This window comes from Pseudomonas sp. GW821-FHT04C07 (assembly GCF_059420325.1).
Genome location: NZ_JBWKTM010000008.1, coordinates 174,405 through 187,898, shown reverse-complemented (window position 1 = coordinate 187,898; position 13,494 = coordinate 174,405). Strand labels below are relative to the sequence as shown.

At 60.4% G+C, this 13,494-nt stretch carries 11 protein-coding genes; all 11 read left to right on the top strand.

Annotated elements, in window-relative coordinates; all coding sequences use genetic code 11:
• Window positions 1-24: 24 nt before the first annotated feature.
• Complete coding sequence (locus tag AC07UI_RS16635; protein WP_494993519.1) at window positions 25-1,986, top strand: methyl-accepting chemotaxis protein; 1,962 nt, start codon at window positions 25-27, stop codon at window positions 1,984-1,986.
• Window positions 1,987-2,099: 113 nt separating this feature from the next.
• Window positions 2,100-3,884, top strand: a complete 1,785-nt coding sequence (locus AC07UI_RS16630; protein WP_494993518.1) for a protein-disulfide reductase DsbD — start codon at window positions 2,100-2,102, stop codon at window positions 3,882-3,884.
• A 131-nt stretch (window positions 3,885-4,015) separates the two neighbouring features.
• A complete protein-coding gene (gene aroQ, locus AC07UI_RS16625) occupies window positions 4,016-4,471 on the top strand; it encodes a type II 3-dehydroquinate dehydratase (RefSeq protein ID WP_419119014.1) in 456 nt (151 codons plus the stop codon).
• Window positions 4,472-4,495: 24 nt separating this feature from the next.
• The gene (gene accB / locus AC07UI_RS16620; protein ID WP_494993517.1) at window positions 4,496-4,957 is read left to right on the top strand and encodes an acetyl-CoA carboxylase biotin carboxyl carrier protein; all 462 of its coding nucleotides are present in this window, start codon (window positions 4,496-4,498) and stop codon (window positions 4,955-4,957) included.
• 17 nt (window positions 4,958-4,974) lie between these two features.
• Complete coding sequence (accC, locus tag AC07UI_RS16615) at window positions 4,975-6,336, top strand: acetyl-CoA carboxylase biotin carboxylase subunit (protein ID WP_494993516.1); 1,362 nt, start codon at window positions 4,975-4,977, stop codon at window positions 6,334-6,336.
• A gap of 277 nt (window positions 6,337-6,613) precedes the next feature.
• The gene (gene prmA, locus AC07UI_RS16610) at window positions 6,614-7,492 is read left to right on the top strand and encodes a 50S ribosomal protein L11 methyltransferase (RefSeq protein ID WP_494993515.1); all 879 of its coding nucleotides are present in this window, start codon (window positions 6,614-6,616) and stop codon (window positions 7,490-7,492) included.
• A gap of 30 nt (window positions 7,493-7,522) precedes the next feature.
• Entirely contained in the window at window positions 7,523-8,773 is a 1,251-nt protein-coding gene (locus AC07UI_RS16605) for a DUF3426 domain-containing protein (RefSeq protein WP_494993514.1), read from the top strand.
• Window positions 8,774-8,968: 195 nt separating this feature from the next.
• Window positions 8,969-9,982, top strand: a complete 1,014-nt coding sequence (gene dusB, locus AC07UI_RS16600; RefSeq protein WP_494993513.1) for a tRNA dihydrouridine synthase DusB — start codon at window positions 8,969-8,971, stop codon at window positions 9,980-9,982.
• A complete protein-coding gene (fis, locus tag AC07UI_RS16595) occupies window positions 9,979-10,299 on the top strand; it encodes a DNA-binding transcriptional regulator Fis (RefSeq protein WP_494993512.1) in 321 nt (106 codons plus the stop codon). The genes dusB and fis overlap by 4 nt, the downstream gene beginning before the upstream one ends.
• Before the next feature lie 81 nt (window positions 10,300-10,380).
• Complete coding sequence (gene purH / locus AC07UI_RS16590; protein WP_494993511.1) at window positions 10,381-11,988, top strand: bifunctional phosphoribosylaminoimidazolecarboxamide formyltransferase/IMP cyclohydrolase; 1,608 nt, start codon at window positions 10,381-10,383, stop codon at window positions 11,986-11,988.
• 153 nt (window positions 11,989-12,141) lie between these two features.
• The gene (gene purD, locus AC07UI_RS16585) at window positions 12,142-13,437 is read left to right on the top strand and encodes a phosphoribosylamine--glycine ligase (RefSeq protein WP_494993510.1); all 1,296 of its coding nucleotides are present in this window, start codon (window positions 12,142-12,144) and stop codon (window positions 13,435-13,437) included.
• Window positions 13,438-13,494 lie beyond the last annotated feature (57 nt).

Sequence of the window (13,494 nt, the reverse complement as noted above, 5' to 3'; positions counted from 1 at the left end):
CATTCTGTCGTTGGTAGAGCCACGATGCGCCTGAAGCTGCTGACCAATCTCAACACCCTCCTTTTAGTCGCCGTTTGTCTCGCTCTGGGCGCCACGCTCTGGTGGTCGCAACAGGCACTGGAACGCCCCTATGTGCTGATGGAACGCTACTTGGGCCTGTCGCAGCAGTTCCAGAATCAGGTGGTACGCAATGTTGAAGATTACCTGGCCAGTGGCGACGCCCTGCGCTTGAGTGCCGCCAGCCAATCGCTCGAAACGCTTCAAACAGAGCTCGGCGAATTACCTGCCGAGCTGGCGCAAAGCCTGCGCCCAAGCCTTTCGAGCCTGGATAGCTTCAGCAAGACCGACCTGCTGGCTGCCGGCAAACTCGCCGGCGACCCGCAAGCCCTGCTCCTGCAGGCCGAGCGTGAGCTGGGCGCCAACCTGGAACAACTCAGCCAGTACGCCACCGGCGCCAATACCCCGATTGCCGCAGGTTACTTGCCGTTGTTACTGGCGGCGTCACAGCACCTGGCCAAGCTGTCGCTGGCCCGGGACAAACTGGTCAGCAGCGGTCGTAGCGAACTGGCTGCCGACGTCGAGCGTGAGGTGACCAGCATCCGCTCCCAGGCTGAACAGCTGGAGACTCTACCGTTGTTAGGCGTCACCACCAGTAGCGAATCGAATACCGAAGACTTCGCCTCCATGATGGGGCTGGAGAACACTGAAAAAAGCGCCGCAGAAGATACTGGCATTGGCCTCAAGCGCGAACTGAACAGCCTGCTGACACGTTACCCGGCCGAACTGAGCCGCACTCGCGAGCAGATTCAAAAACGCGCCGGGCTCAGTGATGCCACTCACCTCAAGATCGCTGACGTTCAGCAGGCGATTGCTGCTCTGGAGCCTGCCGTCCGCGCTCAACATGGACAGATTCAGAGCGAAGTACGGATGATCCAGGGACTGATGATTGGCCTGATCCTGTTGATCGCGCTGCTTATTGATACCTTGCAACGGCGGCTCGCCCGCGTGCTGACCAATCTGGCTCCGGCCTTGTCGACCTGGGCCGAAGGCGACTTCAGCCAGAATATCCAACTGGGCGCCACCAACCGCGAGCTGCACGATATTGAAGAGTCGCTGAATCGCCTGCGGGCGTATCTGGTTGATCTGGTGGGGACCATCCGGCAGAACGCCGAACAAGTCGCTGGCAGCAGCCGCGCCCTGGCCGAGTTGAGCAGCGGCCTGCACAGCGGTGCCGAACGGCAGGCTGGGGATACCGCACAAATACGCGACGCATTGGGCGAACTGGAAGCCACCATTGTGCAGGTGGCCGGTGATGCCAGCCAGGCCGCCGACGCCAGCCGTCACGCCGGGCTTGCGGTCGAGCATGGCCAGAAGGTGATCGGTTTGAGCCTCACCGGGTTACACGCCCTGGTGGGCGAAGTGCAAGGCAATGCGCAGATGATCGAACACCTGGCCGAAGAGTCGGCGACCATCGGCGGCGTGCTCACAGTGATCCGTTCGATCGCCGACCAGACCAATCTGCTGGCGTTGAACGCTGCCATCGAAGCCGCTCGCGCAGGGGAGATGGGTCGAGGGTTTGCGGTGGTCGCCGAAGAAGTCCGCTCACTGGCGCAGCGTACCGCGGGTGCCACGGCCGAGATCCAGACGCTGATCGCTGGCCTGCAAACCGCAGCCCGACAATCGGTGGAAGGCATGCGCGCCCAGGTCGAACACGCTGAAGCCACAGCCAACCAGGCACAAGCAGCTGACGGAGCCCTGGATGAAATCGTCGGGGCGATACAGACCATTTCCGACACCGCGGTTCGCATCGCCGATGTCACCGCCCAGCAGAGCGGCGCCGTCAGTGAAATCCGCGATCACAGTGAGCGGATTCACCAATTGGGTGGGGATAACTTGCTGAGGATTGGTGAAGGGCGCAGCCAGGGCGAACATTTATTGGCGCTGGGCGGGCAGTTACATACCGCCGTTCAGGCCTTCAGGGTTTAAAGACCACTTTTGATCGTTCCCACGCTCCCGCGTGGGAACGATCATCCCCCCTCTTCCTGCATACCCCGCCCCACTCCGCTATCATGCGCACACGTTAGATACGCGAGATCGCTATGCGCCGTCTGCTCTGCCTGATGCTGTTATTGCTCGCCCTGCCGGCGACCGCCACCGGATTGCTGGACAGTCGTCCCAGTTCGACGCTGGGCGCGATCAATAACAGCGCCGACTTCCTGCCGGTACACGAAGCCTTTCAGTTGAGCCTGATTGAAAGCACGCCGCAATCGATCAAGCTGCGCTTCGTCGCCACCGAAGGTTATTACCTCTACCGCCATCGCTTTCAGTTTCGCAGCGAGCCCGCCGACATTGGCCTGGGCGCCGCTCAACTGCCGCAGGGCGAGAAAAAACATGATGAGTATTTCGGCGACGTCGAGGTCTACCACGGCATTCTCGATGTAGAGCTACCGCGCGTGCCCGGCGATCAGCGCGCCTTGACCCTGGCGGTCACCTATCAAGGCTGCGCCGATAAAGGTCTGTGCTACCCGCCGGAAACCGAGCGACTGAGCATCGACGGCAAGTTTGCTTCAGTCGTCGGCACCGATATGCCGACGCCCCGTCATCAGACCGGTTGGACCTGGCGCGAACTGGCGCTGTTCTTCCTTGCAGGTCTTGGCCTGACCTTCACCCCTTGCGTGCTGCCGATGCTGCCGATTCTTTCCGGCGTTGTACTGCGCGGCCAGGTCGGTGGCTTGCGCGGTTTCAATCTGTCGCTGGCCTACGTGCTCCCGATGGCGGCCTGCTTTGCCTTGCTCGGCGCACTGATGGGAATGTTCGGCGCACAACTGAATCTGCAGGCACGTCTGCAGTCAGCCTGGGTGCTGGTGCCGTTCGCACTGTTTTTCGCGGTGTTTGCCCTGGCTATGTTTGGCATCTTCGAACTGAAACTCCCGCACGCCATCAGCAGTCGCCTGGACCGGGTGGCAAACCGCACCGAAGGCGGTTCCCTGTGGGGCGCAGCAGTGCTGGGCGTGGTTTCGAGCCTGCTGGTTTCGCCCTGCGTCTCGGCGCCACTGGCTGGCGCCCTGCTTTACATAAGCGCCAGCGGTGATGCACTGGGCGGCGCGCTGAAGCTGTTCGTATTGGGTCTGGGCATGGGCGCACCGCTGTTGCTCGTCGCCACTGGTGGCGCGGCCTGGCTGCCAAAAAGCGGCCCATGGCTGATCTACGTCAAACATGCCATCGGCATTCTGCTGCTTGGGCTGGCAGTCGGCTTGCTCAGTCGCGTGCTTCCAGGCGAGATCACCTTGCTGTTGATCGGTTTGCTGGCTGCCGGTGTCGGCTTGTTTCTCGGCGCACTGGAGTTCATCTACAAGGCACCGAGACAGCGCCTGGCGCAGTTGCTGGGGTTATTACTGTTGTTCTATGCGCTGGCCTGCTGGTATGGCGCATTCAGCGGCCAGAGCGATCCGCTGAGCCCGATCGGCCGGTCAATGACCGTCAATTCAGCCATTGACACACACGCTCAAGACGCCAGCGAATGGCAGACCATCAACACGCCTGCGGAACTGGAGCTCGCCCTCGCCGGAGCCAAAATTGCCGGCATCCCGCTGCTGCTCGACTGGTATGCCGATTGGTGCATCAGCTGCAAAGTCATCGAGCATGAGGTGCTTAACGACAGCACCGTCGTCGAACGGCTCAAGGGTTATCGGCTGATCCGCTTCGATATGACCTCCAGCAACCGCGAACAACGCACCCTGCTCGACCGTTACAAACTGTTCGGCCCGCCTGCACTGATGTTTTTCGGCAAAGACGGCGTCGAACAGGGTGAGGTGAGAGTGATCGGCGAGATCAATGCAGCGGACTTCGCCGAACGTGTCGCGAAAGCGAATGACCAGATTTAATCAGGTGGTCATATATTTCGCGCAAACATCGGGCATTGTGCTGGCTATTGCAGAGAACTGGACAGTCACAAAGGCTTTGCGGCATAGTCGCCGGGTTCTGACAACTGTACACAGATCACAAGGAACAGCAGATGGCGACCTTACTGGTTCTGCACGGACCCAACCTGAACTTGCTCGGCACCCGCGAACCGGGGGTCTACGGTGCGGTAACCCTGGCTCAGATCAATCAGGATCTGGAACAGCGGGCCCGTAATGCCGGCCACCATTTGCTCTACCTGCAAAGCAACGCCGAGTACGAATTGATCGACCGCATCCATGCCGCGCGCGGCGAGGGTGTGGACTTCATTTTGATCAATCCAGCAGCTTTTACACATACAAGCGTCGCATTACGTGACGCGTTGCTGGCGGTGAGCATCCCATTCATCGAAGTGCATTTGTCTAACGTGCACAAACGCGAACCTTTCCGCCATCACTCCTACTTCTCCGACGTTGCGGTGGGAGTGATCTGCGGCCTTGGCGCCAGCGGTTATCGACTGGCCCTGGAGGCCGCCCTGGAACAGCTTGAACAACAAGCTAAACGCCCCTGACCGACCCTTGGGAGTTGATGATTCATGGATATCCGTAAAGTTAAGAAACTGATCGAACTGCTGGAAGAATCCGGTATCGACGAGCTGGAGATCAAGGAAGGCGAGGAATCCGTACGGATCAGCCGTCACAGCAAAACCCCTGCGCAACAGTTTTACGCGCCAGCACCTATGGCCGCCGCGCCGGCTCCGGTTGCCGCAGTCGCCGCTGCTCCGGTGGCCGCTGTTGAAGCCCCGGCAGCACCGAAACTCAATGGCACTGTGGTTATGTCCCCGATGGTCGGTACCTTCTACCGCACCCCGGCACCGACTTCGCCAGCCTTCGTTGAAGTTGGCCAGAGCGTGAAGAAAGGCGACACCATCTGCATCGTTGAAGCGATGAAAATGATGAACCACATCCAGGCTGAGTCCAGCGGCGTGATCGAATCCATCCTGGTAGAAAACGGCCAGCCGGTTGAGTACGACCAACCACTGTTCACCATCGTTTGAACCGCGGAGAGCCAACGATGTTGAAACCTGCGAAGCTGGAAAAAGTCCTGATCGCCAACCGCGGTGAAATTGCCCTGCGGATCCTGCGCGCCTGCAAGGAAATGGGCATCAAGACCGTCGCGGTTTACTCGACTGCCGACAAAGAGCTGATGCATTTGGGTCTGGCCGACGAAAGCGTTTGCATCGGTCCGGCGCCTGCCAACCTGTCTTACCTGCACATCCCGGCAATCATCGCGGCCGCTGAAGTCACTGGCGCCACGGCGATTCACCCTGGTTATGGTTTCCTCGCGGAAAACGCCGATTTCGCCGAACAGGTCGAAAAATCCGGCTTCGCCTTCATCGGCCCGAAAGCTGACACCATTCGCCTGATGGGCGACAAGGTTTCAGCCAAGGACGCCATGAAGCGCGCCGGCGTACCGACCGTACCGGGCTCCGACGGCCCACTGCCGGAAGACCCGGAAACCGCTATCGGCATTGGTCGCGAAGTCGGCTATCCGGTGATCATCAAAGCCGCTGGCGGCGGCGGTGGTCGCGGCATGCGTGAAGTGCACAGCGAAGAAGACCTGGTCGAAGCGGCCAAGCAGACCCGCGCCGAAGCGGCTGCCTGGTTCAGCAACCCGATGGTCTATCTGGAAAAATTCCTGACCAACCCGCGTCACGTGGAAGTCCAGGTACTTTCCGACGGCCAGGGCCACGCCATTCATCTGGGCGACCGCGATTGCTCGCTGCAACGTCGCCACCAGAAAGTTCTCGAAGAAGCCCCGGCACCGGGCATCGACGAGAGGGCTCGCCAGGAAGTGCTCGCTCGTTGCGTGAAAGCCTGCATCGACATCGGCTACCGTGGCGCCGGCACATTCGAGTTCCTGTACGAGAATGGCCATTTCTACTTCATCGAGATGAACACTCGTGTACAGGTAGAGCACCCGGTATCGGAAATGGTCACCGGAATCGACATCGTCAAGGAGATGCTCAGCATCGCCGCTGGCAACAAACTGTCGTACACCCAGGACGATGTGAAGATCCACGGCCACGCGCTGGAATGCCGGATCAACGCCGAAGACCCTAAAACCTTTATCCCGAGCCCTGGCATGGTCAAGCACTTCCATGCTCCAGGCGGCAACGGTGTACGGGTCGACTCGCACCTCTACAGCGGCTACAAGGTGCCATCGAACTACGACTCCCTGATCGGCAAGCTGATCACTTGGGGGGCGACGCGCGATGAAGCCATGGCGCGCATGCGCAATGCACTGGATGAAATCGTTGTCGACGGGATCAAAACCAATATCCCGCTGCACCGCGACCTGGTCCGCGATGAAGGCTTCTGCGAAGGTGGAGTGAATATCCACTACCTGGAGCACAAGCTGGCCAAGCAGCACTAAGCTTGATCCAGACCAACAAAGCCGCTTGATTGCGGCTTTGTTGTTTCTGGATACGACGCCACCTGCAGGAGCGCGGCCTGCCCGCGATTCAGGCACCGCGGTTTTTCAGACCGACCGCGTCATCGTTCTTCGCGGGCAAGTCGGATCGCCGCACCGCTCGCTCCTGCGAAGAGCCCATCGCGCGTCACCCTTGTCGTCTTCTGCGCTCGCCTCGCGTAAACTTGTGCGCTTCTCACAGCCCGCCAGGCTGCAATTACATTTTCCGAAGGTGCCCGCCATGCCTTGGCTGCAAGTCCGTCTCGCCATCAGCCCAGAACAAGCCGAAACCTACGAAGACGCTTTCCTTGAAGTCGGCGCCGTTTCGGTGACGTTCATGGACGCCGAAGATCAGCCGATCTTCGAACCGGAACTGAACACCACCCCGCTGTGGTCCCACACCCATTTGCTGGCACTGTTCGAAGGCGGCACAGAAGCCGCCAGCGTCCTCGCCCATATGGAACTGCTGACCGGCGGCCAGCTGCCTGAACATCACTGCGAAGTGATCGAAGATCAGGACTGGGAACGTAGCTGGATGGACAACTTCCAGCCAATGCGCTTCGGCCAGCGTCTGTGGATCGTCCCGAGCTGGCATGCCGCACCGGAGCCGGGCGCCGTCAACCTGCTGCTCGACCCGGGCCTGGCCTTCGGCACCGGCACCCACCCGACAACCGCGCTGTGCCTGGAATGGCTCGACGGCCAGGACCTGAAGAACTGCAACGTGCTGGACTTCGGTTGCGGCTCGGGGATCCTGGCGATTGCCGCCCTGCTGCTGGGCGCCAAAGAAGCCGTCGGCACCGACATCGACGTGCAAGCCCTGGAGGCTTCCCGCGATAACGCCGGGCGCAACAACATTGCCGAAGAATTGTTCCCGCTGTACCTGCCACAGGATTTGCCGCAGGTTCAGGCCGATGTACTGGTCGCCAATATCCTCGCTGGCCCCCTGGTTTCCCTGGCCCCGCAACTGTCCAGCCTGGTCAGGCCGGGTGGCCGCCTGGCGCTGTCGGGCATCCTCGCCGAACAGGGCGAAGACGTCGCAGCAGCTTATGCCCAGGACTTCGAGCTGGACCCGATTGCCAATCGCGAAGGCTGGGTGCGTATCACTGGCCGTCGGCGCTAGAATGGACGCCTGCATAAACCGGATTGCCGCATGACCGACAGCTTCGTCACCCAGTGCCCGCATTGCCAAACCAGCTTTCGCGTAAGCCACGCCCAGTTGAGCGTAGCCCGTGGAGTGGTTCGCTGCGGCTCATGCCTGCAGGTGTTCAACGCCGCGCGGCAGTTGCTCGAGCAACGCACTGGCAATGAAGCCGTCACCCCCAAGGTGACAACACCGACCGAGACCTCCGCCCCCAGGGCGATCAGCCAGAAGCAATGGACGGCCGCCGAACTCGACCTGGACAATCTCGACCTCGACGAAGAACTCGCCAAGCTCGAACAACGGGAAATCCAGCCGACCAAGGAGTTCGGGCAAGAGCGCAAGCACAAGGAGGATTCGCTGAGCGCACGCAGGGATACGACCGACAGCGAGGAAGAACAATGGTCCGAAAGCCTGTTCAGCGGATCGGCTGCCGAGCGCGCAGAACCGATTGAGCCCGCTGAGCCTGCAGCCAACACAAACAGTAAACCGACAGCCCCGCCCGTCGAACCGCCCAAACCCCGCCGCACCGAGCCCTCACTGTCTTTTGAGCTGGCCGATCTTGACGACGAACCCACCGCGCCGCCTATGCGCCCGAGCCAGGAGCCGCTAGCGCACGAACACCACGAACGCTTGTCGGCAGCAGATGACGACGAAGAGCCACTGGAGGCCGAACCAGCGAGCAAAAAACACGCGCGCAGTGAGCCTGGCCTGCATGACGAGGTGCTGCAGGACCTGGCCGACGAACCGGTGCATCTTGATTGGCAAAAGCGCCGCTCACCCTGGGGCAGACGCTTCTTCTGGGGATTATTGATTCTGCTCGGCGCCGCCGCACTGGCAGGCCAGTACATCGCCTACCACTTCGACGAGCTGGCCCGTCAGGACCAATACCGGCCATGGTTCCAGCAACTGTGCCCGGAAATCGGCTGCACAGTGCCGTCCAAGGTCGACATTGCGCGCATCAAGAGCAGCAATCTGGTGGTGCGCAGCCATCCGGATTTCAGTGGCGCACTGGTGGTCGATGCAATCATCTACAACCGCGCACAATTCTCTCAGCCCTTTCCGTTGCTGGAGTTACGCTTTGCCGACCTCAATGGGCACCTGATCGCCAGTCGGCGCTTCAAACCAAGCGAATACCTCAACGGCGAACTTGAAGGCCTGGCAGAAATGCCGCCACAGACGCCGATCCATATCGCTCTGGACATCCTTGACCCCGGCCCGAAAGCCGTCAATTACAGCCTGAGCTTCCATTCACCCGAATGAAACGCCGCAGTCAATTGGCGTAACTGCACATTGAAGACAGCTTTTTGACTCCCTCGCGTCGAGCCAAACCGCTGGCGATAACAGAATAACTGTTCAGATTTTATCCAATTCAGCCTTTATCCAGTCATCGAGAGCGGGTATCATGCCAACCCTTTTTCGAACTCTAATGATCCGGCCCCACAACAGGGAAGCCCTATGTCGGCGGTACGCATCGGTCCATATACATTGCCTAACGGCTTGATTCTCGCTCCCATGGCGGGCGTCACTGACCAGCCCTTTCGTCAGCTGTGCAAACGGTTGGGCGCAGGCCTTGTAGTCTCGGAAATGGTCACCAGCGACATGAGCTTGTGGAACAGTCGCAAATCGCGTCTGCGCATGATCCACGAAGGTGATCCCGAGCCACGCTCGGTACAGATCGCCGGCGGTGATGCACAGATGCTCGCGGATGCGGCCCGCGCCAACGTCGAGTTGGGTGCGCAGATTATTGATATCAACATGGGTTGTCCGGCGAAGAAGGTCTGCAACAAGGCTGCCGGCTCCGCGTTGCTGAAAGACGAAGATTTGGTGAGCGAGATCCTGCACGCCGTGGTGGCCGCAGTCGATGTACCGGTCACTTTGAAAATCCGCACCGGCTGGGACCGGGCGAACAAAAATGGCCTGACGGTGGCGAAGATCGCCGAGCAGGCAGGAATCACTGCGCTGGCAGTCCATGGCCGGACCCGCGCCGATCTATACACCGGTGAAGCCGAGTACGACACCATTGCCGCGATCAAGCAGGCGGTGTCCATTCCGGTCTTCGCCAACGGCGATATCGACTCGGCCGAAAAAGCCCGGTACGTGCTCCACGCGACCGGTGCCGATGGTCTGTTGATTGGCCGGGCCGCCCAAGGGCGACCATGGATTTTTCGTGAGATCGAGCATTTTCTGCGTACCGGCGAAACACTTCCGGCACCGGAGCTGTTCGAGGTGGAACGTATTCTGCTAGAGCATCTGGCCGCGCTGCATACCTTTTATGGGGATGTCATGGGCGTACGCATTGCTCGCAAGCATGTGGGCTGGTATCTCGCAACCCTGCCGGGCGCCAGGGAGTTCCGCGCCCACTTCAATCGTTTGGATGATACGGAAGCACAGCGCGCCAACGTTCGTGAGTTTTTCGCCGAGCGTTACAAGAGCCTGGTGACAGGGGACGGAGAAGGGGTGGCCGCATGACGATGATGAGCGAGACTTTAGTGAGTGGAACAACACCCGTGAGCGACAATGTAAATTTGAAACAGCACCTCAATACACCGAGCGAAGAGGGTCAGACCCTTCGCGGGAGTGTCGAGAAGGCGCTGCACAATTATTTCGCCCACCTTGAGGGCGCTGCCGTCACGGACGTGTACAACCTGGTGCTCTCCGAAGTCGAGGCGCCGTTGCTCGAAAGCGTGATGAACTACGTCAAGGGCAACCAGACCAAGGCCAGCGAGTTGCTCGGTCTGAACCGCGGCACCTTGCGCAAGAAACTCAAGCAGTACGATCTGCTGTAAGCATTCAATCAAACCAGAAAGGCGCCCGCGCAAGACCGGTCGCCTTTTTTGCTGACTCCTTTGCTTTTGATGGAAATTGAGATGACCGACCAGACTACCCGCCTGCCGATCCGCCGCGCCTTGATCAGCGTTTCCGACAAGACCGGGATCCTCGAATTCGCCCGTGAGCTGGAAGCCCTGGGCGTCGAGATCCTCTCCACCGGCGGTACGTTCAAGCTGCTGCAGGACAACGGCGTGGCCGCAGTAGAAGTCGCGGACTACACCGGCTTTGCAGAAATGATGGACGGTCGGGTCAAGACCCTGCACCCGAAAATCCACGGTGGCATCCTGGGTCGTCGCGGTATCGATGACGCTATCATGAGCGAGCACGGCATCAAGCCGATCGATCTGGTTGCCGTCAACCTCTACCCGTTCGAAGCCACTATCGCAAAGCCAGGTTGTGATCTGCCGACCGCGATCGAGAACATCGATATCGGCGGCCCGACCATGGTTCGTTCCGCGGCCAAGAACCACAAAGACGTGGCCATCGTGGTCAACGCCAGCGATTACGCCAATGTTCTGGAAAGCCTCAAGGCCGGCGGCCTGACCTACGCTCAGCGCTTCGATCTGATGCTCAAGGCTTTCGAGCACACCGCCGCCTACGACGGCATGATCGCCAACTACATGGGCACTGTGAACCAGACCGCTGAAACCCTCTCGACCTCCGGTCGCAGCGAATTCCCGCGCACCTTCAACAGCCAGTTCATCAAGGCCCAGGAAATGCGCTACGGCGAGAACCCGCACCAGAGCGCGGCGTTCTACGTAGAGGCCAAGCCGGCCGAAGTCGGCATCGCCACCGCGACCCAACTGCAAGGCAAGGAGCTGTCGTACAACAACGTGGCCGACACCGACGCTGCGCTGGAGTGCGTGAAGAGCTTCGTCAAGCCAGCCTGCGTCATCGTCAAGCACGCCAACCCGTGCGGCGTGGCGGTCAGCCCGGACGCCGAAGGCGGTATCCGCCAGGCTTACGAACTGGCTTACGCGACGGACACCGAGTCGGCGTTCGGCGGCATCATCGCCTTCAACCGCGAGCTGGACGCTGAAACCGCCAAGGCCATCGTCGAGCGTCAATTCGTCGAAGTGATCATCGCTCCAAGCGTCACCGAAGAAGCCCGCGCCATCGTTGCCGCGAAAGCGAACGTGCGCCTGCTGACCTGCGGTCAGTGGTCGGCTGAGCGCGTTCCGGCCTGGGACTACAAACGCGTCAACGGCGGTTTGCTGGTCCAGAGCCGCGATATCGGCATGATCGGCAGCGAAGACCTGAAAGTGGTGACCAAGCGCGCTCCGACCGAGCAGGAGATCAATGACCTGATCTTCGCCTGGAAAGTCGCCAAGTACGTCAAGTCCAATGCCATCGTGTATGCCAAGAACCGTCAGACCATCGGTGTCGGCGCTGGCCAGATGAGCCGCGTGAACTCCGCTCGCATCGCCGCGATCAAGGCTGAACACGCCGGGCTGCAAGTCCAGGGCGCGGTCATGGCCTCGGACGCCTTCTTCCCGTTCCGCGACGGTATCGATAACGCGGCCAAGGTCGGTATCACTGCCGTGATCCAGCCTGGCGGCTCGATGCGTGACAACGAAGTGATTGCCGCGGCCGACGAAGCGGGTATTGCGATGGTCTTTACGGGCATGCGCCACTTCCGTCATTAATCTGTTTGATCGTACCCACGCTCTGCGTGGGCACGCAGCCCGGGACGCTCCGCGTCCCACGGCATAGGACGCAGAGCGTCCGTAGAGGCACACCCACGCAGAGCGTGGGAACGATCAGCTTCCCCCGAATTAGCGTCATCCGAGGTTTTTGAAATGAATGTTTTGATCATTGGCAGCGGTGGCCGTGAACACGCCCTGGCCTGGAAAGTGGCTCAGGATCCGCGTGTCGCAAAAGTATTCGTGGCCCCGGGCAACGCCGGCACCGCCATTGAAGCCAAGTGCGAGAACGTCGCTATCGACGTATTGGCGCTGGAGCAGCTGGCCGACTTCGCCGAGAAGAACGTTTCCCTGACCATCGTCGGTCCGGAAGTGCCGCTGGTCGCCGGTGTCGTGGATCTGTTCCGCGCCCGTGGCCTGGATTGCTTCGGCCCGACTGCCGGTGCCGCACAGCTGGAAGGTTCCAAAGCCTTCACCAAGGACTTCCTGGCCCGCCACAAGATTCCGACCGCCGACTACCAGAACTTCACCGAGATCGAGCCAGCCCTGGCTTATCTGCGTGAAAAAGGCGCACCGATCGTGATCAAGGCCGACGGCCTGGCCGCCGGCAAGGGCGTGATCGTCGCCATGACCCTGTCTGAAGCCGAAGACGCCGTACGTGACATGCTCGCCGGCAATGCTTTCGGCGAAGCCGGTTCCCGTGTGGTCATCGAGGAATTCCTCGACGGCGAAGAAGCCAGCTTCATCGTCATGGTCGACGGCAAGAACGTGCTGCCGATGGCCACCAGCCAGGACCACAAACGCGTCGGCGACGGCGACACCGGCCCGAACACCGGCGGTATGGGTGCCTACTCCCCTGCCCCGGTGGTCACCAGCGAAGTTCACCAACGCGTCATGGATCTGGTGATCTGGCCAACCGTGCGCGGCATGGCCGCGGAAGGCAACGTCTACACCGGCTTCCTCTATGCCGGTCTGATGATCGACAAGGCTGGCAATCCGAAAGTCATCGAGTTCAACTGCCGCTTCGGCGATCCGGAAACCCAACCGGTGATGCTGCGTCTGCAATCGAGCCTGGTGTTGCTGATCGAGGCTGCTCTGGCCCAGGCACTGGACAAGGTCGAAGCGCAATGGGATCCACGTCCAAGCGTGGGTGTCGTTCTGGCAGCCGGCGGCTATCCTGGTGATTACGCCAAAGGCGCGATCATTGAAGGTCTGGATGCAGCGGCCACACTGGAAGGCAAAGTCTTTCACGCTGGCACTGCACTGAAAGACGGTCAGGTCATCACCGCTGGCGGCCGAGTACTCTGCGCCACCGCTTTGGGCCAGAGCGTCGATACGGCTCAACAGCAAGCTTACAGACTGGCGGCCAAAATCGATTGGCAAGGCTGCTTCTACCGCAAGGACATTGGCTACCGTGCCATTGCCCGCGAGCGTGGCGAAAATCAGGAATAAGCTATCCATTTGGATAGGCAAGGGCTTCTGGCCCTTGCCGTACTATTCCAGCCCCGC

What these genes read in the sequence shown, in the direction of transcription:
- AC07UI_RS16635 (WP_494993519.1), top strand. Translation starts at nt 25, where the DNA reads ATGCGCCTGAAGCTGCTGACCAATCTCAACACCCTCCTTTTAGTCGCC.
- AC07UI_RS16630 (WP_494993518.1), top strand. Translation starts at nt 2,100, where the DNA reads ATGCGCCGTCTGCTCTGCCTGATGCTGTTATTGCTCGCCCTGCCGGCG.
- aroQ (WP_419119014.1), top strand. Translation starts at nt 4,016, where the DNA reads ATGGCGACCTTACTGGTTCTGCACGGACCCAACCTGAACTTGCTCGGC.
- accB (WP_494993517.1), top strand. Translation starts at nt 4,496, where the DNA reads ATGGATATCCGTAAAGTTAAGAAACTGATCGAACTGCTGGAAGAATCC.
- accC (WP_494993516.1), top strand. Translation starts at nt 4,975, where the DNA reads ATGTTGAAACCTGCGAAGCTGGAAAAAGTCCTGATCGCCAACCGCGGT.
- prmA (WP_494993515.1), top strand. Translation starts at nt 6,614, where the DNA reads ATGCCTTGGCTGCAAGTCCGTCTCGCCATCAGCCCAGAACAAGCCGAA.
- AC07UI_RS16605 (WP_494993514.1), top strand. Translation starts at nt 7,523, where the DNA reads ATGACCGACAGCTTCGTCACCCAGTGCCCGCATTGCCAAACCAGCTTT.
- dusB (WP_494993513.1), top strand. Translation starts at nt 8,969, where the DNA reads ATGTCGGCGGTACGCATCGGTCCATATACATTGCCTAACGGCTTGATT.
- fis (WP_494993512.1), top strand. Translation starts at nt 9,979, where the DNA reads ATGACGATGATGAGCGAGACTTTAGTGAGTGGAACAACACCCGTGAGC.
- purH (WP_494993511.1), top strand. Translation starts at nt 10,381, where the DNA reads ATGACCGACCAGACTACCCGCCTGCCGATCCGCCGCGCCTTGATCAGC.
- purD (WP_494993510.1), top strand. Translation starts at nt 12,142, where the DNA reads ATGAATGTTTTGATCATTGGCAGCGGTGGCCGTGAACACGCCCTGGCC.